This window comes from Pseudomonas tritici, from assembly GCF_014268275.3.
Classification (GTDB): Bacteria; Pseudomonadota; Gammaproteobacteria; order Pseudomonadales; family Pseudomonadaceae; genus Aquipseudomonas; species Aquipseudomonas tritici.
On sequence record NZ_CP077084.1, the window covers coordinates 641,741 to 661,096 of the forward strand.

General features: G+C 61.0%; 18 protein-coding genes and 1 pseudogene. 11 read left to right on the forward strand and 8 right to left on the reverse strand.

Annotated features, from left to right (window positions below):
* Nucleotides 1-9 precede the first annotated feature (9 nt).
* The 11 genes from hutG (at nt 10) to HU722_RS02805 (ending at nt 12,740) form a co-directional block, all read left to right on the forward strand.
* The gene (hutG, locus tag HU722_RS02755) at nt 10-810 is read left to right on the forward strand and encodes an N-formylglutamate deformylase (protein ID WP_065875757.1); all 801 of its coding nucleotides are present in this window, start codon (nt 10-12) and stop codon (nt 808-810) included.
* Between the two features lie 126 nt (nt 811-936).
* Nucleotides 937-1,872 carry a choline ABC transporter substrate-binding protein gene (locus tag HU722_RS02760; RefSeq protein ID WP_065875756.1) on the forward strand — a complete coding sequence of 312 codons (936 nt, stop codon included), beginning with the start codon at nt 937-939 and terminating at the stop codon, nt 1,870-1,872.
* Between the two features lie 38 nt (nt 1,873-1,910).
* Nucleotides 1,911-2,840, forward strand: coding sequence for an alpha/beta hydrolase (locus HU722_RS02765; RefSeq protein WP_065875755.1), 930 nt, complete (start codon nt 1,911-1,913; stop codon nt 2,838-2,840).
* 103 nt (nt 2,841-2,943) lie between these two features.
* Complete coding sequence (pip, locus tag HU722_RS02770) at nt 2,944-3,915, forward strand: prolyl aminopeptidase (RefSeq protein ID WP_049710438.1); 972 nt, start codon at nt 2,944-2,946, stop codon at nt 3,913-3,915.
* Nucleotides 3,912-4,349, forward strand: coding sequence for a D-aminoacyl-tRNA deacylase (dtd, locus tag HU722_RS02775; RefSeq protein WP_065875754.1), 438 nt, complete (start codon nt 3,912-3,914; stop codon nt 4,347-4,349). The genes pip and dtd overlap by 4 nt, the downstream gene beginning before the upstream one ends.
* 266 nt (nt 4,350-4,615) lie before the next feature.
* On the forward strand, nt 4,616-6,352 hold the full coding sequence (locus HU722_RS02780; protein WP_065875909.1) for a glucan biosynthesis protein G: 1,737 nt from the start codon (nt 4,616-4,618) through the stop codon (nt 6,350-6,352).
* A complete protein-coding gene (mdoH, locus tag HU722_RS02785; protein ID WP_065875753.1) occupies nt 6,345-8,915 on the forward strand; it encodes a glucans biosynthesis glucosyltransferase MdoH in 2,571 nt (856 codons plus the stop codon). The genes HU722_RS02780 and mdoH overlap by 8 nt, the downstream gene beginning before the upstream one ends.
* Before the next feature lie 187 nt (nt 8,916-9,102).
* Complete coding sequence (locus tag HU722_RS02790) at nt 9,103-9,903, forward strand: transporter substrate-binding domain-containing protein (RefSeq protein ID WP_065889154.1); 801 nt, start codon at nt 9,103-9,105, stop codon at nt 9,901-9,903.
* A gap of 219 nt (nt 9,904-10,122) precedes the next feature.
* Complete coding sequence (locus HU722_RS02795) at nt 10,123-10,920, forward strand: transporter substrate-binding domain-containing protein (RefSeq protein WP_058423699.1); 798 nt, start codon at nt 10,123-10,125, stop codon at nt 10,918-10,920.
* Nucleotides 10,921-11,053: 133 nt separating this feature from the next.
* Entirely contained in the window at nt 11,054-12,013 is a 960-nt protein-coding gene (locus HU722_RS02800; RefSeq protein WP_065879817.1) for an amino acid ABC transporter permease, read from the forward strand.
* Nucleotides 12,006-12,740 carry an amino acid ABC transporter ATP-binding protein gene (locus HU722_RS02805; protein ID WP_049710432.1) on the forward strand — a complete coding sequence of 245 codons (735 nt, stop codon included), beginning with the start codon at nt 12,006-12,008 and terminating at the stop codon, nt 12,738-12,740. Before HU722_RS02800 ends, HU722_RS02805 begins: the two co-directional genes overlap by 8 nt.
* Before the next feature lie 16 nt (nt 12,741-12,756).
* Here the strand turns inward: HU722_RS02805 and HU722_RS02810 are convergent, their stop codons facing one another.
* The 8 genes and pseudogenes from HU722_RS02810 to HU722_RS02840 form a co-directional block, all read right to left on the reverse strand.
* Nucleotides 12,757-14,664, reverse strand: coding sequence for a methyl-accepting chemotaxis protein (locus tag HU722_RS02810; RefSeq protein ID WP_065875748.1), 1,908 nt, complete (start codon nt 14,662-14,664; stop codon nt 12,757-12,759).
* Between the two features lie 128 nt (nt 14,665-14,792).
* The gene (locus HU722_RS29130) at nt 14,793-15,665 is read right to left on the reverse strand and encodes a methyl-accepting chemotaxis protein (RefSeq protein ID WP_371905321.1); all 873 of its coding nucleotides are present in this window, start codon (nt 15,663-15,665) and stop codon (nt 14,793-14,795) included.
* Nucleotides 15,651-16,709: pseudogene (locus HU722_RS29135) on the reverse strand (methyl-accepting chemotaxis protein); the annotation flags it as partial. The pseudogene HU722_RS29135 and the gene HU722_RS29130, both read right to left, overlap by 15 nt.
* 103 nt (nt 16,710-16,812) lie before the next feature.
* Entirely contained in the window at nt 16,813-17,520 is a 708-nt protein-coding gene (locus tag HU722_RS02820) for a 16S rRNA (uracil(1498)-N(3))-methyltransferase (protein WP_065879819.1), read from the reverse strand.
* Entirely contained in the window at nt 17,517-18,308 is a 792-nt protein-coding gene (gene tatC, locus HU722_RS02825; RefSeq protein WP_049710428.1) for a twin-arginine translocase subunit TatC, read from the reverse strand. Before tatC ends, HU722_RS02820 begins: the two co-directional genes overlap by 4 nt.
* A complete protein-coding gene (gene tatB, locus HU722_RS02830; RefSeq protein ID WP_065875745.1) occupies nt 18,305-18,709 on the reverse strand; it encodes a Sec-independent protein translocase protein TatB in 405 nt (134 codons plus the stop codon). Before tatB ends, tatC begins: the two co-directional genes overlap by 4 nt.
* A gap of 10 nt (nt 18,710-18,719) precedes the next feature.
* Nucleotides 18,720-18,998: a twin-arginine translocase TatA/TatE family subunit gene (locus HU722_RS02835; RefSeq protein WP_065875744.1), complete on the reverse strand. Its 279-nt coding sequence runs from the start codon at nt 18,996-18,998 to the stop codon at nt 18,720-18,722.
* 25 nt (nt 18,999-19,023) lie between these two features.
* Nucleotides 19,024-19,356, reverse strand: coding sequence for a phosphoribosyl-ATP diphosphatase (locus HU722_RS02840; protein WP_049710425.1), 333 nt, complete (start codon nt 19,354-19,356; stop codon nt 19,024-19,026).

Here is a 19,356-nt window from a genome sequence, read left to right on the forward strand (position 1 = left end):
ACTGCTACTGTGGATAAGGTTCTGAACTTCAAACAAGGCCGCGTGCCGCTGCTGATCAGCATGCCCCACGCCGGCCTGCGCCTGACGCCCGCCGTCGAGGCCGGGTTGATCCCCGAGGCGCAAAGCCTGCCGGATACCGATTGGCACATCCCCACGCTTTATGACTTTGCCGAAGAGCTGGGCGCCAGCACCCTGGCGGCGGAGTACTCGCGGTTTGTCATCGATTTGAACCGGCCGTCCGACGACAAACCGTTGTACGCAGGCGCCACCACCGGCCTGTACCCGGCGACGTTGTTTGATGGCGTGCCATTGTTCCGCGAAGGATTGGAACCGAGCGAGGCGGAGCGCGCCAGTTACCTGCAAAAGGTCTGGGGCCCGTATCACCGCACGCTGCAAGAGGAGCTGGCGCGACTCAAGGCCGAGTTCGGCTACGCCTTGCTGTTTGATGCGCACTCGATTCGCTCGGTCATCCCGCACCTGTTCGAAGGCAAGCTGCCGGACTTCAACCTCGGCACGTTCAACGGTGCGGCCTGTGATCCCGATCTGGCCAGCCAGTTGGAAGCCATCTGCGCCCAACATCCGCAATACACCCATGTACTCAATGGCCGTTTCAAGGGCGGGCATATCACTCGGCATTACGGTGATCCGGCGCAGGATATTCACGCCGTGCAGTTGGAGTTGTGCCAAAGCACCTATATGGAGGAGTTCGAACCGTTCCGCTATCGCCCGGATTTGGCCGAGCCGACGCGGGTGGTGTTGAAGCAACTGCTGGAAGGGCTCCTGGCTTGGGGGCAAGCGCATTACCGGTAAATTTTCGGTGTTGCAGCAATAGCCTTACAGTCGCCGCAGTGCAATTGCCGGTCGCCACAGGTCGCGTCAACCAAGGCTTCACTGGGTAGGGTTGTGCATCAAAAACAGCCGAGTGAGCCCTTATCCATGAAAAGACTGTTGTTGACCGTCACCAGCGCCCTATTGATCAGTGCCAACGCCATGGCCGCCGAACCGGCGTCCTGCAAAAACATCCGCATGGGCGTGGTCAGTTGGACTGACGTGGTCGCCACTTCCGGCATGGCGGACGTGCTGCTCAGCGGCCTGGGCTACGACAGCAAACAAACCAGCGCCGTGCAGCAGATCATCTTTGCCGGCATCCGCGACAAGCGCCTGGATATCTTCCTCGGCTACTGGAAACCGGCGATGGACAACAACATCGCGCCGTTCCTGGCGGCCAAGCAGGTCAAAGTCTTCGACAAACCCAGCCTCACCGACGCCCAGGCCACCCTGGCCGTGCCGCAATACGTAGCGGATGCCGGCCTGAAGACCTTTGCCGACATTGCTCGCTTCAAGGACAAACTGGGCGGCAAGCTCTATGGCATCGAGCCCGGCAGTGGTGCGAATACCGATATCCAGAAAATGATCGACACCAACCGCTTTGGCCTGGGCGGCTTCAAGCTGATTGCCTCTGGCGAAGCGGGGATGCTGGCGGCGGTACAGCGGGCGGTGAATCGCAAGGAGTTCGTGGTCTTTGTCGGTTGGACGCCGCACCCGATGAACATCAACATGAAAATGGCTTACCTCACTGGCAGTGAAGATGTGTTCGGCCCCGACGAAGGCCGCGCCACCGTCTCTACCGTCACTGCGCCAGACTTTGCCGAACGTTGCCCCAACGCCAACCGTTTGTTGGCAAACCTCACCTTCACGGCCGCTCAGGAAAGCCAGTTGATGGTGCCGATCATGGAGCGCGAATCGCCCCAGGACGTGGCCCGGCAATGGTTGCGCGATCATCCCGAGGACCTGCAGCGTTGGCTGGTCGGGGTCACGGCGTTTGATGGTTCGGACGCAGTGGCAGCTGTACAAGCCAGCCTGGAGCTTTGAGAACCTGCACCGCTCCCACCGTTTAGGGATATTTGCGCATGTATCCGATTTCTCCACCGCTTGCTGCGTTCGTCGCCAAGACCGAGTCCTTCACCAGCAACGACTCATCGCTGGCGGGCTTGCGCCAGAGTTACCATCGCATGTGCCAAGCCTTCACCCCGCCAAAGCCTGAAGGGCTGCAAGTCTCGGCCTATGCATTGGCCGGTGTAGGCGTTCGCAGTTATCTCCCCGCGTCACCTGCACCGGCTGAGGGCTGGCCGTGCCTTCTATATATACACGGTGGCGGCTGGGTCGTCGGCGGCCTGGATTCCCACGATTTCATCTGCTTCGAACTCGCCAGCGCTCTGCAGGTGTTGGTGATCGCCATCGATTACCGGTTGGCGCCTGAGCACCCTTTTCCGGCAGCTTACGAAGATTGCCGTGCGGTGTGGCAGGCGATCCAGGCGGGGCAGGGCCCGCACGTTATCAATCTGCAACAGCTGGTGGTGATCGGTGACAGCGCAGGCGGCAATCTGGCAGCGGCGTTATGCCTGGGGCTGCGCGATGATCGGCAACCGTTGCCTCTCGCCCAAGTGTTGATCTATCCGGGCCTGGGTGGCCCATCCGACCTGCCGTCGCGCCGCGACTGCATGGACGCCCCGCTGCTCAGCAGCGCCGACGCCGAGGGCTATCTGGCGCTGTACCTGCGGGGCAGTGGCAAGCCGTCGGCCTACGCCATGCCGCTGTTGGCCGAAGATCTCAGCGGTTTGCCCAAGGCATTCATTGCCGTGGCCCAGTTCGACCCACTGCGTGACGACGGCCTGCTCTACGCCGAACGCCTGCAAGCGGCGGGCGTGGCCAGCGTACTTTATCCAGGAAAAGGCCTGGTCCACGGCTGCCTGCGGGCGCGGCGGCAGGCGCCGGAGGTGGATCAGCTCTACGATTGTCTGTTGCAGTACCTGGAGAGAGAAGGGCTGACACAGGTCTAAGCGCGCAAGGACATGCTCATTGCACAATTCGGGTTTATAGTGCCAGACGGCAGAATAAAAGACGTCCCCCCAGGGATGAACCCGACCCCTTACGGAGCGCGCAATGCAGACTTGGTACCCGCAGATCAAACCCTACGCCCGGCACGATCTGGCAGTCGATGACACCCACACGCTGTACGTCGATGAAAGTGGCTCCCCCGAAGGCTTGCCCGTCGTCTTCATCCATGGTGGCCCAGGTGCCGGCTGTGATGCCCAGAGCCGCTGCTATTTCGACCCGAACCTGTACCGCATTGTCACCTTCGACCAGCGTGGCTGCGGGCGCTCCACCCCGCGCGCCAGCCTGGAAAACAACACGACCTGGGACCTGGTCGCCGACCTAGAGCGCATCCGTGAGCATTTGGGCATCGACAAATGGGTGCTGTTCGGTGGTTCCTGGGGCTCGACCCTGGCCCTGGCCTACGCGCAAACCCACCCGGAGCGCGTGCTTGGCCTGATCGTGCGTGGCATATTCCTGGCCCGCCCGCAGGATATCGAATGGTTCTACCAGGCCGGTGCGAGCCGGCTGTTCCCGGATTACTGGCAGGATTACATCGCGCCGATCCCACCGGAAGAGCGCCACGACATGATCGCGGCCTACCATAAGCGCCTCACCGGCAACGACCAGATCGCCCAGATGCACGCGGCCAAAGCCTGGTCCGGCTGGGAAGGGCGCATGCTCGGCCTGTGCCCGAGCCCGCAGCACGTCGAGCGGTTTTCCGAGCCGCAGCGCGCCCTGTCCATTGCGCGGATCGAGTGCCACTACTTCACCAACAACTCCTTCCTGGAGCCTAATCAGCTGATCCGTGATATGCACAAGATCGCTCATCTGCCTGGCGTCATCATTCATGGGCGCTACGATATGATTTGCCCATTGGATAATGCCTGGGAGCTGCACCAGGCCTGGCCCAACAGTGAACTGCAGGTGATTCGCGAGGCCGGTCATGCGGCGTCCGAACCCGGGATCACCGATGCGTTGGTGCGTGCGACCAGCGAAATGGCACGGCGCTTGCTCGACCTGCCGCCAGAAGAAGCATGAAGGGCCTGTTGCAACGGGTGCGTAGCGCCCGCGTAGAGGTGGCGGGCGAAGTCGTCGGCGCAATCGATCAGGGTTTGCTGGTGCTGGTGGCCGTCGAACCTTCAGATACCCCCGAGAGCGCCGATAAATTGCTGCATAAGCTGCTGAACTACCGGGTGTTCAGCGACCATGAAGGCAAGATGAACCTGTCATTGAAGGACATCGGCGGTGGGTTGCTGCTGGTGTCGCAGTTCACCCTGGCGGCGGATACCAAGAGCGGGCTGCGGCCGAGCTTCTCCACAGCGGCCCCGCCGGCCCTGGGAGCGGCGCTTTTTGATCACTTGCTGTTACAAGCGCAACAATTGCATGGCAAGGTGGCGTCTGGGCGTTTTGGCGCCGATATGCAGGTGCATTTGGTCAATGACGGGCCTGTCACCTTCCTCTTGCAGACGTGAATGTATTAAAAACGACTTTTAATGCCTAAAAACGCAGTGTTTCGCTACAAATACTTCGTTATCCCTGATGCGTTGTTTCGCGGCCTACTAGATAATCGCGCGCTACGGGGATCAGCGTTGTTTGGTCCATTTTGACTTAGGTAGAGACTTGTCCGACAACCCATGGGGAATCATTTTGCCCTGAGGGAGTCGGAACAATGCTCGCCAACCTGGCATATAGATAGCTGGCCGTTGGTTTTTTGATCTGTTTTCGGCGAGGGTTGCTCGTGATTGTTAGTCCCTGTAATGCACCAAAATTGTCTGCCAAACGGTTACGAAACGCACTGGTAACGGGCTCTGCCCTGTTTTGCCTGTTCGGCGCGGGTCAACTGTGGGCATTCAGTCTGGATGATGTGTCGGCCAAGGCGAAAGAGCTGGCCGGGCAGAAATACGAAGCTCCGCGCAGCAATCTGCCGAACGAATTCCGCGAAATGAAATTCGCGGACTACCAGAAAATTCGTTTCCGCAACGAAAAAGCCGAGTGGGCCGATCAGAACACCCCGTTCAAGCTGTCCTTCTATCACCAGGGTATGCACTTCGATACACCGGTGAAAATCAATGAAGTCACCGCCGACAGCGTCCAGGAAATCAAATACGACCCGACGCGTTTCGATTTCGGCGACGTGAAGTTTGATCCTAAAGCCACTGAACAGCTGGGTTATGCCGGCTTCCGTGTGCTGTACCCGATCAACAAGGGCGACAAGCAAGACGAAATCATGACCATGCTGGGCGCCAGCTACTTCCGCGTGGTCGGCAAAGGTCAGGCCTATGGCCTGTCTGCCCGCGGCATGGCGATCGACACTGCATTGCCTTCCGGCGAAGAATTCCCGCGTTTCACCGAGTTCTGGATCGAGCGTCCAAAGCCGGGTGAAAAACAGCTGGTGATCTTTGCCCTGCTGGACTCGCCACGGGCAACCGGCGCTTATCGCCTGATCCTGCGTCCGGGCACCGACACCATTGTCGATGTGAAATCCCAGATGTTCCTGCGCGACAAGGTCAGCAAGCTGGGCGTTGCCCCGTTGACCAGCATGTACCTGTTCGGCGCGAACCAGCCGTCCAAAGTGCTCAACTACCGTCGTGAGCTCCACGATTCCAGCGGCCTGTCGATCCATGCCGGTAACGGCGAGTGGATCTGGCGCCCACTGAACAACCCTAAACACCTGTCGGTCAGCAACTTCACCGTCGAGAACCCGAAAGGTTTCGGCCTGCTGCAACGTGGTCGCGACTTCAGCCACTACGAAGACCTTGACGATAACTACGACAAGCGCCCAAGCGCCTGGATCGAGCCTGAGGGCGACTGGGGCAAAGGCACCGTCAACTTGGTAGAGATTCCGACTGCCGATGAAACCAACGACAACATCGTTGCGTTCTGGAGCCCTGCGGAACTGCCGGAAGTCGGCAAGCCGCTGGACGTTTCCTACCGCCTGCACTGGACCATGGACGAAAAAGCCTTGCACCCGGCCGACAGCGCCTGGGTCAAGCAGACCCTGCGTTCCACCGGTGACGTGAAGCAATCCAACCTGATCCGCCAGCCGGATGGCAGCGTGGCGTACCTGGTGGACTTCGAGGGCCCGTCCCTCAAGGCTTTGCCGTCGGATGCCGCGGTTCGCAGCCAAGTCAGTGTCAGCGACAACGCCGAACTGGTTGAAAACAGCGTGCGCTACAACGAGCACACCAAAGGCTGGCGTCTGACCCTGCGCATGAAGATCAAGGACGCAGGCAAGCCGACCGAAATGCGTGCAGCGCTGGTGCAGGATGTTGCCCCGCCTGCCCCTGAGCAGGACTCGAGCCACGTGCTCAAGGCCGACAAGGTCCTGGCCAAGCAACACGAGAAACAGGCCAAGAAAGACGCGAAAGACAAGGAAGCCAAGCAGCCAGAAGCTGCCCCAGCCACACCGGAGCCGATCAAGACAGAACAAGTCCTGACCGAAACCTGGAGCTATCAGTTGCCTGCCGATGAGTAATTCTCAAGCCACGCCCGAGACTCTGTCCGAGTACCTGGCGCATCTACCGATGACCGCTGAGCAGCGCGCCGAACTGGCGGGCTGCACATCCTTCACCGAGTTGCACGAGCGCTTGTCATCGTCGACGTTCGACGCGCCCATCGACGCCGCCCAGGCGTCGGTTGGCCGCCGGTTGACCCTCAACACTGCCGAAGAGCTGCAAGACGCCGAAATGCTGGCGCTCGACGCCAGCGGTCGCGTGTGCCTCAAGGCCACGCCGCCGATCCGTCGTACCCGTGTGGTTCCGGAGCCGTGGCGCACCAATATCCTGGTGCGCGGCTGGCGCCGTATCACCGGCCGCAGCAATCCGCCGACACCGCCGAAGGATGAACGCGTACTTCCGGCCGCCCGCTGGCGTACCGTCGGTTCGATCCGCCGTTACATCCTGCTGGTGCTGATGCTCGGCCAAACCATCGTGGCCGGCTGGTACATGAAAGGCATCATGCCTTACCAGGGCTGGTCGCTCGTTGACTTCGACGAGATCCGCAACCAGACCCTGCTGCAAACCGCTACCCAGGTGCTGCCTTACGCCCTGCAAACCAGCATCCTGATCATGTTCGGGATCTTGTTCTGCTGGGTGTCGGCCGGTTTCTGGACCGCGTTGATGGGCTTCCTGGAACTGCTCACTGGCCACGATAAATACCGCATCTCCGGTAAAAGTGCCGGTGATGAGCCGATTCCGAAAGACGCCCGCACCGCGCTGGTGATGCCGATCTGCAACGAAGACGTGCCCCGGGTATTTGCCGGTCTGCGCGCTACGTTCGAGTCGGTCGCCGCCACCGGTGACCTGGATCGCTTCGACTTCTTCGTGCTCAGCGACAGTAATGACGCCGACATCTGCATCGCCGAACAGCAAGCCTGGCTCGACGTGTGCCGCGAAGCCGGTGGTTTCGGCAAGATCTTCTATCGCCGTCGCCGCCGTCGCGTAAAGCGCAAGAGCGGCAACCTCGACGACTTCTGCCGTCGTTGGGGCGGTGACTACAAATACATGGTCGTGCTTGACGCTGATAGCGTGATGAGCGGCGAATGCCTGACCAGCCTGGTGCGCTTGATGGAAGCCACGCCGGATGCCGGGATTATCCAGACCGCGCCACGTGCGTCGGGCATGGACACCCTGTATGCGCGCATGCAGCAGTTCGCTACCCGTGTTTATGGCCCGCTGTTCACCGCCGGCCTGCACTTCTGGCAGCTGGGTGAATCCCACTACTGGGGTCACAACGCGATCATCCGCATGAAGCCGTTTATCGAGCACTGCGCCTTGGCGCCATTGCCAGGTAAGGGCGCGTTCGCCGGTTCGATTCTGTCCCATGACTTCGTTGAAGCAGCGCTGATGCGCCGTGCCGGCTGGGGCGTGTGGATTGCCTACGACCTTCCGGGCAGCTACGAAGAACTGCCGCCGAACCTGCTGGACGAACTCAAACGTGACCGTCGCTGGTGCCACGGTAACCTGATGAACTTCCGCCTGTTCCTGGTTAAAGGCATGCACCCGGTGCACCGCGCGGTGTTCCTGACCGGCGTGATGTCCTACCTGTCGGCGCCGTTGTGGTTCCTGTTCCTGGTGTTGTCCACGGCGCTGCTGGCGGTGAACACGCTGATGGAGCCGCAGTACTTCATGGCGCCACGCCAGTTGTACCCGCTGTGGCCGCAATGGCATCCGGACAAGGCGGTGGCGTTGTTCTCCACCACCATCGTGCTGCTGTTCCTGCCCAAGCTGCTGAGCATCATTTTGATCTGGGCCAAGGGCGCGAAAGAGTTCGGTGGCAAGTTCAAGGTGACGATGTCGATGCTGCTGGAGATGCTGTTCTCCATGCTGCTGGCGCCGGTGCGGATGATTTTTCACACCCGTTTCGTGCTTGCCGCGTTCCTCGGCTGGGCCGCGACATGGAACTCGCCCAAGCGTGATGACGACTCGACCACCTGGGGTGAAGCATTCAAACGCCACGGTACGCAGACCTTGCTCGGCTTCCTCTGGGCCCTGCTGGTGGTGTGGTTGAATCCAAGCTTCCTGTGGTGGCTGGTGCCGATCGTCGGCTCGTTGATGCTGTCGATTCCGGTGTCGGTGATTTCCAGTCGGGTCAACCTGGGCCTCAAGTCCCGCGACGAGAGCCTGTTCCTGATCCCTGAGGAATACAATCCGCCGCAGGCGTTGCTGTCGACCGAGCAGTACACCCACGAAAACCGTTGGCACGCGCTGAACGACGGCTTTGTGCGCTCGGTGGTTGATCCACAGCAAAACGCCCTGGCGTGTGCCCTGGCGACCTCGCGTCACCGTGAGGCCGAGCCGATTGAGTACCTGCGTATCGAGCGTGTGCGTCATGCGTTGAAAGTCGGCCCAGCCGGCCTTAACAACGGCGAACGCGTGGCATTGCTCAGCGACCCGGTAGCCCTGGCTCGCCTGCACGAGCAGGTGTGGAGCGAAGGCCATGCCGAGTGGCTCGCCGCCTGGCGGGACTCGATCAAGGCCGATCCGCACGCGCCGTTGCTACCCCTGCAACCGCTGTCGTCCCAGGCCCAACCGGCCTGATTCAGACCCCCCCGAGGGCTCACCTCGGGGGCGTTCGAAGCGCTGCTCCTACAGCGTTTCCAAGCTTTTCCCTCTCTCGTTAACCTCCTGTTATTTCGAAACAAAAGACCCTCGTCCGAGGCGTATTGCCGTGCCCGTGGCTGAGTTAGCATCGCCCCCCGGATTTGACTCGGCCACTGGGGTATTCATGAGCAAAGGCTATTGTTCGGCGCTGCTGATAGGCGCTGTCGCATTGATTCACATAGGCCTGGCACAGGCAGGCGCGATTGACGACGCGGTTCGACGCGGTGTGCTGAAAGTCGGCACCACGCCCACTTACATGCCCTTTGAAATGACCGACAAACAAGGGCGCATCGTCGGTTTTGAAATCGACCTGCTCAAGGTCATGAGCCAAGCCTTGGGGGTTGATCTTGAATTGGTTGCAGTGCCTTACAACGAGTTGGTGGAGGGGTTGCAGGCGAAAAAATTCGACCTGATCGGCAGCGGTATGACCGTCACCCAGGAACGCAACATTAAGCTGAACTTCAGCGATTCGTTCATCGTGGTCGGGCAGTCAGTGTTGTTGCATCCACGTCTCATGGGCAAGGTCGCCAGTGTCGAAGACCTGGACGACGCCAGCTACCGAATCGCTACCGCCGAAGGCACCACCGGCGAGTCAGCGGCGCGACGGTTTCTGGGGGCGGCCCGGCTCAGCAGTTTTGTAACGCCGGAAGAGGGCGTGCGCCAAGTGGTGCAAGGCAAGGCCGATGCCTTTATTCATGACGCACCCTACAACCTCCTCGCCTTGAGTCGCCCGGAAAACAGCGCGCTGCTGGCGCTTGAGCAACCCTTCACCTTTGAGCCCCTGGCATTCGGCTTGAAGAAAGGCGATTTCGATAGCCTCAACTGGATCAACCACTTCCTCAACCAGGTTGCCCAGGATGGGACCTACGATCGCTTGCACGACAAGTGGTTTAAGGAAACGGCCTGGATGGCGGAAATCGACTGAAAGTCATAACTCTTTACACATCAATCCGTTACTGCTGCGCTCTGCCCAAGTGTCTATGCGTGCACTTTGCCGTAGCGTTGCGGGGTTTTTCCGACATACGCCGATAACAAATAGCCGTGAAACCTTTGTGGCGGGAGGCGAGTGGGTTAGGATCGCACCCCGAAATGGTGCAGCCCTTTTGCGCGCCGACCTTACAAGATTCGTTCAGGGGACTTGATGATGAAGAAGTATCTTTCGATGCTGCTGCTTGGCGTCACCGCGCTGGTCGCGGCCAACGCGGCCCAGGCCGGCGCAATCGATGATGCGGTCAAGCGCGGTACGCTGAAAGTCGGCATGGACCCGACCTACATGCCGTTCGAAATGACCGACAAGCGCGGTGAAATCATCGGCTTCGAAGTCGACATCCTCAAGGCCATGGCCAAGTCCATGGGCGTCAAGCTGGAGCTGGTATCCACTGGCTATGACGGCATCATCCCGGCCTTCCTGACCGGCAAGTTCGACATGATCGGCAGCGGCATGACCCTGACCCAGGAACGCAACCTGCGCCTGAACTTCAGCGAACCCTTCATCGTGGTCGGCCAGACCCTGCTGATTCGCAAGGAGCTGGAAGGCACCATCAAGTCCTACAAAGACCTGAACGACGAGAAATACCGCCTGACCTCCAAGCTGGGTACCACGGGCGAGATGGTCGCCAAGAAGCTGATCTCCAAGGCCAAGTACCACGGCTACGACAACGAGCAGGAAGGCGTGCTGGACGTGGTCAACGGCAAGGCCGATGCCTTTGTGTATGACGCACCGTACAACGTGGTTGCCGAGAAGAAAGTCGGTAACGGCAAGCTGGTGTTCCTCGAAGAACCGTTCACTTTCGAACCCCTGGCGTTTGGCCTGAAAAAAGGCGACTACGACAGCATCAACTTCATCAACAACTTCCTGCACCAGATCCGCAACGACGGCACCTACGATCGTATCCATGACAAGTGGTTCAAGAGCTCCGAGTGGCTCAAGGATATGGAATAAGGTCTCAAGACCGAGTTGCCTGCATCGCAGGCAAGCCAGCTCCCACATTTAACGGTGTTCACAAATCAAAATGTGGGAGCGGGCTTGCCCGCGATGGCGGCCTGCCAGGCGATACACACCCCCGGAAAGTGAAATGAAACAGAAAAAAGCCCAATGGCCCTGGCACCTGCTGACCGTGGTCGTGCTGGTCGGCCTGGCTGGCGCCTTGTACTACGCCACCTCGCTGATGTCCTACGAGTGGCGTTGGAACCGCGTGCCGCAATACTTCGTCTACCAGGCTGAGACGTCCCAGCGTGCCGCCGACATCTCCACGGTTGTCGAGTTGGTGCGCAAAGGCGATGTGGCTGAAGTGACCCTGCGCAGCGACGCGGGTGCCGAGCAAAAGCTGACCGTTGCCGACAACAGCCTGCAAGTGGCGCGTGGCGACGATGTGGCCGAAGGCGACGTGGTGGGCGTGACTCGGCATTGGGCGTTGGGCCCGTTGATGTGGGGGTTGTGGACCACGCTGTGGCTGTCGGTGGTATCCGGCATCCTCGGGCTGGCGATCGGGCTGGCGACCGGCTTGTGCCGGCTGTCCAATAACCCGACCCTGCGCGATCTGTCGACGATCTACGTCGAACTGGTGCGCGGCACGCCGCTGTTGGTGCAAATCTTCATTTTCTATTTCTTTATCGGCACGGTACTCAACCTGTCCCGGGAATTCGCCGGGATCGCCGCGCTGTCGCTGTTCACTGGCGCGTATGTGGCGGAAATCGTGCGCGCTGGCGTGCAGTCCATCACCCGTGGCCAAAACGAAGCCGCTCGCTCCCTGGGTCTGAGCGCCAGCCAGTCGATGCGCCATGTGGTATTGCCGCAGGCGTTCAAGCGCGTGCTGCCGCCGTTGGCCGGGCAATTTATCAGCCTGGTAAAGGACACTTCCCTGGTGTCGGTGATCGCGATTACCGAACTGCTCAAGAGCGGCCGCGAGGTGATCACCACTTCGTTCTCGCCGTTTGAAATCCTGTTCTGCGTCGCAGGCCTGTACCTGCTGATCAACCTGCCGCTGTCGAAAATCGCCAGTCGGCTTGAGCGGAGGCTCGCGCAAAGTGATTGAAGTCCGCGATCTGGTAAAAGTCTTCGACACCCGCGGCCAAGTGGTGCGCGCGGTGGACCACGTCACCACCCAGGTGGCCAAGGGCGAAGTGCTGGTGGTGATCGGCCCGTCGGGCTCCGGCAAGTCGACCTTCCTGCGTTGCCTTAATGGCCTTGAGGAGTTCGACTCCGGCTCGGTCAGCATCGACGGCCTGCAACTGGCTGATCCGAAAACCGACGTCAACGCCTACCGCCGTGAAGTTGGCATGGTGTTCCAGCACTTCAACCTGTTCCCTCACATGACTGTGCTGGAAAACCTGTGCCTGGCGCAGAAAGTCGTGCGCAAGCGCGGCAAGCAGGAGCGTGAGGCCAAGGCCCTGGCGCTGCTGGAGAAGGTCGGTATCGCGCAAAAGGCCAATGAATTTCCATCCCGCTTGTCCGGGGGCCAGCAACAGCGGGTCGCGATTGCCCGAGCCCTGGCGATGGAGCCCAAGGTGATGCTCTTTGATGAGCCCACTTCCGCGCTCGACCCGGAAATGGTCGGCGAGGTGCTGGACGTGATGAAGACCCTGGCCCTGGAAGGCATGACCATGGTCTGCGTCACCCACGAAATGGGCTTTGCCCGTGAAGTGGCCGACCGCGTGCTGTTTTTCGACCATGGCAAGTTGTTGGAAGACGCGGCCCCGGCCGAGTTCTTCGCTGCGCCCAAAGACCCTAGGGCCCAGGCGTTCCTGCGCCAAGTCCTCTGATGTCGCACGCCACAGGTCAGAGCCGGAACCTGTCGACCAGTGTCTGCAGGTCCAGGCTCAACCGCTTCAACTGAACACTGGCCACCGCCGTTTCCTCGCTGGCGGCCGCGGTTTGCTCCGACACGTCCCGCACTTTCATCACGCTGCGATTTATTTCCTCGGCCACGGCACTTTGTTGCTCGGCGGCAGCGGCGATCTGCGGGTTCATTTCCTGGATGATCGAGACCGTACGGATAATGGCTGCCAATGCACCGCCTGCATCGCGGCTCAGGTCGACACTGTTGTCGGTCAACGCGCGGCTGCCGTCCATAATGTCTGCCACCTGTTGGGTGCCGGTGTGCAGGCCGCAGATCAGGCCCTCGATTTCTTCAGCGGACGCCTGCGTGCGCAAGGCGAGGCTGCGGACTTCATCGGCGACTACGGCAAACCCTTCGCCAGCCGTACCCGCACGTGCTGCTTCAATGGCCGCGTTCAGGGCCAGCAGATTGGTCTGCTGAGACACCGACTTGATGACGTCCAGCACACCTCCGATTTTTTGGCTCTCGCGTTGCAATGCAATCATCGCCTGGCTGGAGCGCGCCATTTCATGGGCCAGATGGCCTATCTGCTCCACCGCCTGCCCGACCACCTTGTCCCCGGCGGTGGCTTGTTGATCGGCCTCATTGGCCGCCGCCGACGCGTGTTCGGCATGTCGTGCGACTTCTTGGGCGGTGGCGAGCATTTCATTCATCGCTGTGGCCATCTGGTCTGTTTCGTCTTTCTGATCATTGATCCCGGCGCGGGTCTGCTCGGTGACGGCTGAGAGCTGCGTGGCGGCGCTGGCGATCTGCCGGGCGCTGTCGCTAATACTGCTGATCAGGCTGCGCAGGTTGCGGGTCATTTGCCCGATGCTTTGCTGCAATTGGCCCAGTTCGTCGCGCCGTTCCACCGGGATGTCGTGGCTCAAGTCGCCGTCGGCGACACGGTGGGCGGCGGTGAGGATTTCTCGCAGCGGAACAGCGATCTGCCGGGCGATCCACCAAGCGGCGAAGGCACCCAGTAACAACGCGGCCGCCGTGACCCCCGCGAGCAATCTGCGGGTTTGCCCAGCCTCACTGTCGCGCTTGGCGGTTTGGCTTTGGCTCAGCCACTCATTGTGTTCCAGCAACTGGTTGAGTTGTTGTTCAAATCGGTTCTGTACGGTCTCCGTGGTGAGCTGGGCTTCCTTGAGTGTGAGGAGGCGCGTGCGATAGTTCGCCAGGTCGGTTTTGAGCAGGGCCGAATCCACGGGCAGGCGGGTCACGGCGGCCTGAGCAACGTCCAGGGCGTCGAGGGTGTTGTTGACGGCGTCGGCGTAGGCTTGCAACGTTTCGGCCGCCCAGGCGGGACTCTGGGCGCGATCCTCGGCCTGCTCCATGACTTGGCGCAGGTTTTCAATCGCATCCAGTGCTTGCTGGTCTTGCTGGTCAGGCAGTTCGCTGGCCAGCTGCGCGAGGGTGTCGCTGGCCTGCAGCGCGATCGCGTGGAGCGGGGGGCGGGTGTTGTTGCGCCGTTCGATCAAGGGCGGCAGTTCGACGAGCGCGGCTTTGAAACTGGCCACCAGGCGTTCCGCTTCCTGGACGCGCCGCAGTTCGGCCGGGTCCTCCAGGTGGTTTGCCAGATCGCGCAGATGCTGGTCGATGGTTTCAATCTGTTGCGCCATCTTGCTCAGGCTGGCGGTGTCCGTGAGGGTGCGGTACACGATACGGTCGGCGCGCATGGCCTCCGCGACAGCCGCCAGTTGGCCCAGTGTCGACAAGTTGCTTGAGCGCAGAAGTACGTCATTCAGGGCCTGCCAGCCGGTCATGGCGATGACGAGGCTGAGGACCAGCACCTGGCCAAAGCCCAGGGCGAGTTTGAGACGGACGCTGGCGTTGACCAGCAAGCGAGTCAGCCGAGGAAACATGGTGAACCTCCAAATCTGAAAAAGCGCGTAGACCAACGCTAAATCGATTCGGGGTGATGGCGGGCTGATAACTGCGTAGGAAGTTTCACAAGTTGCGGCGGCCTCGACTGGCCGCCGCGTAGGACCGATCAGATACGGAAACGTCCGACCAGCGTCTGCAAGTAGATGCCCAGGCGTGCCAGTTCAGCACTGGACGCGGCGGTTTCTTCACTGGCCGAAGAGGTTTGTTCCGACACATCGCGCACGTTCAGTACGCTGCGATTGATCTCTTCAGCCACGGCGCTTTGTTGCTCGGCGGCGGTGGCGATCTGCGAGTTCATTGCCTGGATGGTCGAGACCGTGCGGGTGATGTTCGCCAAGGCGCTGCCGGCACGGCGGGTCAGTTCAACGCTGCTGTCGGTCAGGCCACGGCTGTTATCCATGATGGTCGCCACCTGTTGGGTACCGTTTTGCAGGCCGACAATCAGCTCTTCGATCTCTTCGGTGGACTTCTGCGTACGTTGGGCCAGGCTGCGCACTTCATCGGCCACCACCGCAAAGCCACGCCCGGCTTCACCGGCGCGCGCGGCTTCAATCGCGGCGTTGAGGGCCAGCAGGTTGGTTTGCTGGGCCACCGACTTGATCACGTCGAGCACGCTGCCGATCTTGTCGCTTTCGCGCTTCAGGTCGCCCATGGCGACGGTGGAGTTGCCGACTTCCGTGGCCAGGCGTTCGATCTGAGCGATGGCTTCGCCGACCACTTTGTCGCCTTCACGGGCTTGCTGGTCTGCGGCCACGGCGGCTTCGGAGGCTTCCTCGGCGTTGCGCGCCACTTCCTGCACGGTGGCGGCCATTTCGTTCATGGCAGTGGCGACCTGGTCGGTCTCGACCTTCTGGCTGTTGACCCCGGCGCTGGTTTGCTCAGTCACGGCGGACAGCTGTTCGGCGGCGCTGGCAATTTGGGTGACGCCGTCGCTGATACCACCAATCAGTTCACGCAGGCCGACCGTCATGCTTTGCATGGCCCGTTGCAGTTGGCCCAGTTCGTCCTGGCGCAGGGAGATCAGGTTGTGGCTCAGGTCGCCCGAGGCCACGCGCTCGGCCACCTGGAGAGTCTGGTTCAGCGGGATGATGATCTGGCGGGTGATGGCCCACGCGGCGACCAGGCCGAAGATCAGCGCGAGTGTGGTGGCCAATAGCAACAGTTGTTTGGCGTGTGCGGCATCGGTATCGCGCACGACCGTTTGCGAGGCAGTCAGTTTGTTACTGCGGTCCAGCAGTATATCGCCTTGGCTGGCCATGATTTTCAAGGCGCCGGCGCTGGCGACCTGAGAGTCACGGTATTGGCTCACCGCGGCGCGGTAGGCTTGCAGCGATACGCTGGCCTGTTGCAGGTTGTTTGTATATTGCTCGGGTAGCTGGCCATTGAGGGTGGTGATTTTCTTCAAGGCGTTGTCGATGGCGTCCAGCGCTGGCTGCTCGGCCTCGACCTTGCCGCTGTAGGTGTAGCCACGCACCTGGAAGCGGGCTTGCTGGATCAACTTGCTCAAATCGACAAGGCTGTTGAACAGGCTGACGCTGTCACCTTGCAGCAGGGCTTTTTCAACCTCACCCACCTTGGCCACTGCGTTGTCGGCCGTATCGCCCAATTTGCTACGGGCGTTTTCCCGGTTGGCACCGGCCTGCACCATGGCGTCGAATGCGCGCTTGTACTGGTCGACCGCCGCGAGTTGATCATCGATCAAGGCAATGTCAGCGGGCTGCTCAATGAGTGCCCGTGCGGTTTTCAGACCGCTTTCCAGTTGGCCGAGAAAACCATTGACCGCCGTCGGACCCTGCTCGCCACGGCGCATTTCAAAATCCAGGCGGGCTATGCGCAAGTCCTTGCTCAGGTCGTTGAGGCTGGCGATGTACCCCAGTTTGTCACCGCGACTGATCACGCCGGAGAGCCCGGTCCAGCCGGTGAGCGTGATCATCAGCGTCAGCAGCAATACCAGCCCGAAGCCCACGCCCAGCTTGGTTTTGACACTGACATTCCCCAGCTTTTCGGCTAACCATCGATACATGCTGCAAACTCCCCTGGAACAAGGCTTGGACTTATTCGAAGGCTATCGGCTGTCGGGGAGATATCTGTAGGAAATGAGGATTTTGTAGTGAGCGGGCTTGGTGTTAGAAGAGGCGAGCGAGCAAGGCTGTGACGGCGGTTTCGACGCGCAGGATGCGCGCGCCGAGTTGCACGGGCTGCATGCCGGCCTTGGCCAGCAAGTCCACTTCGTAGGGGATCCAACCGCCTTCCGGGCCAATCGCCAGGGTCACCGGCTCAGCCAGCCCACGCGGGCAGGCCGGGTAATCGCCGGGGTGGCCGATCAGGCCCAGGGTGCCTTCGGTCATGGCCGGCAGGCGGTCTTCGACGAACGGTTTGAAGCGCTTTTCGATCACGATCTCGGGCAGCACCGTGTCCCGCGCCTGTTCCAGGCCCAGGATCAGTTGCTCGCGAATCGCCTCGGGCTCCAGGAATGGGGTTTGCCAGAAGCTCTTTTCGACCCGGTAGCTGTTGACCAACACCACCTTGGGCACGCCCATGGCGGCCACGGTCTGCAGCACCCGGCGCAGCATTTTCGGGCGCGGCAGGGCCAGCAACAGGGTCAGCGGCAGTTTGGCCGGTGGCGGCTGGTCGACGCTCACTTGCAGCTCGGCTTCACCGGCGTCCAGGCGCAGCAACTGCGCATTGCCCATCAGTCCGCCGATACGGCCGACGCGCAGGCTGTCGCCGACGGCGGCGCGGTGGACTTCCTGCATATGCACCAGGCGTCGATCGCGCAGCACCACGCGGTCAGCCGTAATAAAATCGGCCTCTTCCAGCAGCAGCAGGTTCACGGCTGGGTCGCTGGCGGCTGGTCGTCGTCGGCGGGTTGATCATCCGGGTGTTCGCCGCGCTTGCTGATCAAGCCGCTGAACAGGATGCCAATTTCGAACAGCATCCACATCGGCACGGCCAGCAGGGTCTGGGAGAAGATATCCGGCGGCGTGAGGATCATGCCGACCACGAAGCAGCCGATGATCACGTAGGGGCGGATCTTCTTCAGGTACGCCACGTTGACCACGCCGATCCACACCAGCAGCACCACGGCCACCGGGATTTCGAAGGCCACGCCAAAGGCGAAGAACAACGTCATCACGAAGTCGAGGTAGCTGGTGATGTCGGTCATCATCTCCACGCCGGCCGGGGTGGCAGCGGCGAAGAACTTGAAGATCAGCGGGAACACCAGGAAGTAGGCGAACGCCATGCCGGTGTAGAACAGCAGGATGCTCGACACCAGCAACGGCACCGCGATGCGCTTCTCATGCTTGTAAAGGCCCGGCGCTATAAAGCCCCAGATCTGGTGCAGGATCACCGGGATCGCCAGGAACAGCGACACCATCATGGTCAGCTTCAACGGCGTGAGGAATGGCGACGACACATCGGTGGCGATCATCGTCGCGCCGGCCGGCAGGTACTGGCGCAGTGGCGTCGAGACAAAGGTGTAGATCTGCTGGGTAAAGGCGAACAACCCGGCAAATATGATGAAGATGGCCGCTACGCAACGCAGCAGGCGGGTACGCAGCTCAGTGAGGTGCGAGACCAGCGGCATATGCTGGTCGTTTTCCGGTTTATCAGCGCTCATGGGGCTCGCGGCGGCAATGTAGGGTCATGGGGCGCGGGCGACGCAACGGGCGTCGGCGCAGGCTCGGTTGGCGCGGTCGTTGCCACGGGGGCGGTTTCAGCGGCGGGCGCGATGCTGTGTTCGGCCACAGGCTGCGCCGGTTTGGCGGGCTCCTGCACGGGCGACAGAATCTTCCGCGCCTCCTGTTCCAACGACAGAATGTGCTCGTTGTGCAGTTGCCGACGAATCTCGTCCGCGCCGATTTCCCGTTCAACTTCCTGTTTGATGGCGTTGAAACTGCGTTTCAGGCGCCCGATCCACAGGCCGGCCGTGCGCGCTGCTCCGGGCAGGCGTTCCGGCCCCAATACCAGCAAGGCCACGAGGCCGACGAGCAGCAGTTCAGAGAAGCTGATACCAAACATTAGTCAGTGCTCACGAGTCTTTGCGGGTCGGCTCTTCGACTTTCTCAGCCTGCACGTCGAAGGTACGACGCTCGGTGATCGGCTGGGTGGCCTGCGGGTGCACAGGCTGGGCCGGTGGTACCGGGTTGGCGACCGGGTCTGCCGGTTTTTCATCATCGTTCATGGCTTTGCGAAAGCCCTTGATCGACTCGCCCACGTCGGTGCCGAGGTTTTTGAGTTTCTTGGTGCCGAACACCAGTACCACGACCACCAGAATGACGATCCAGTGTTTCCAGTCAAAAATGCCCATGCTGCAAATCCTCAGTCAACGTTATTCAAGTGGACGGACGCGAAGCCTTTTCGGCATGCCCGGACAAGCCAAAGCGACGGTCCAGTTCATCCAGTACAGCCTGCGGATGCTGGCCCAGTTGGGCGAGCATGACCAGGCTGTGGAACCAAAGGTCGGCGGTTTCGTAGATCACATCGCTGCAGTCGCCGCTGATTTGCGCGTCTTTGGCCGCGATAATGGTCTCGACGGATTCTTCGCCGAGTTTTTCCAGAATCTTGTTCAGGCCCTTGTGATACAGGCTGGCGACGTAGGAGCTGTCGGCGTCCGCACCTTTGCGGTCCTCCAGCACCTGGGCCACACGGTTCAGGGTATCGCTCAT

Excerpts from the sequence above, each read along its gene's own strand:
- HU722_RS02835 (WP_065875744.1), bottom strand. The coding sequence starts at position 18,998 with ATGGGCATTTTTGACTGGAAACACTGGATCGTCATTCTGGTGGTCGTG.
- tatB (WP_065875745.1), bottom strand. The coding sequence starts at position 18,709 with ATGTTTGGTATCAGCTTCTCTGAACTGCTGCTCGTCGGCCTCGTGGCC.
- HU722_RS29130 (WP_371905321.1), bottom strand. The coding sequence starts at position 15,665 with ATGCAAAGCATGACGGTCGGCCTGCGTGAACTGATTGGTGGTATCAGC.
- mdoH (WP_065875753.1), top strand. The coding sequence starts at position 6,345 with ATGAGTAATTCTCAAGCCACGCCCGAGACTCTGTCCGAGTACCTGGCG.
- HU722_RS02760 (WP_065875756.1), top strand. The coding sequence starts at position 937 with ATGAAAAGACTGTTGTTGACCGTCACCAGCGCCCTATTGATCAGTGCC.
- HU722_RS02840 (WP_049710425.1), bottom strand. The coding sequence starts at position 19,356 with ATGAGCGATACCCTGAACCGTGTGGCCCAGGTGCTGGAGGACCGCAAA.
- pip (WP_049710438.1), top strand. The coding sequence starts at position 2,944 with ATGCAGACTTGGTACCCGCAGATCAAACCCTACGCCCGGCACGATCTG.
- HU722_RS02795 (WP_058423699.1), top strand. The coding sequence starts at position 10,123 with ATGAAGAAGTATCTTTCGATGCTGCTGCTTGGCGTCACCGCGCTGGTC.
- HU722_RS02790 (WP_065889154.1), top strand. The coding sequence starts at position 9,103 with ATGAGCAAAGGCTATTGTTCGGCGCTGCTGATAGGCGCTGTCGCATTG.
- HU722_RS02765 (WP_065875755.1), top strand. The coding sequence starts at position 1,911 with ATGTATCCGATTTCTCCACCGCTTGCTGCGTTCGTCGCCAAGACCGAG.
- tatC (WP_049710428.1), bottom strand. The coding sequence starts at position 18,308 with ATGAGCGCTGATAAACCGGAAAACGACCAGCATATGCCGCTGGTCTCG.
- dtd (WP_065875754.1), top strand. The coding sequence starts at position 3,912 with ATGAAGGGCCTGTTGCAACGGGTGCGTAGCGCCCGCGTAGAGGTGGCG.
- HU722_RS02810 (WP_065875748.1), bottom strand. The coding sequence starts at position 14,664 with ATGTTTCCTCGGCTGACTCGCTTGCTGGTCAACGCCAGCGTCCGTCTC.
- HU722_RS02800 (WP_065879817.1), top strand. The coding sequence starts at position 11,054 with ATGAAACAGAAAAAAGCCCAATGGCCCTGGCACCTGCTGACCGTGGTC.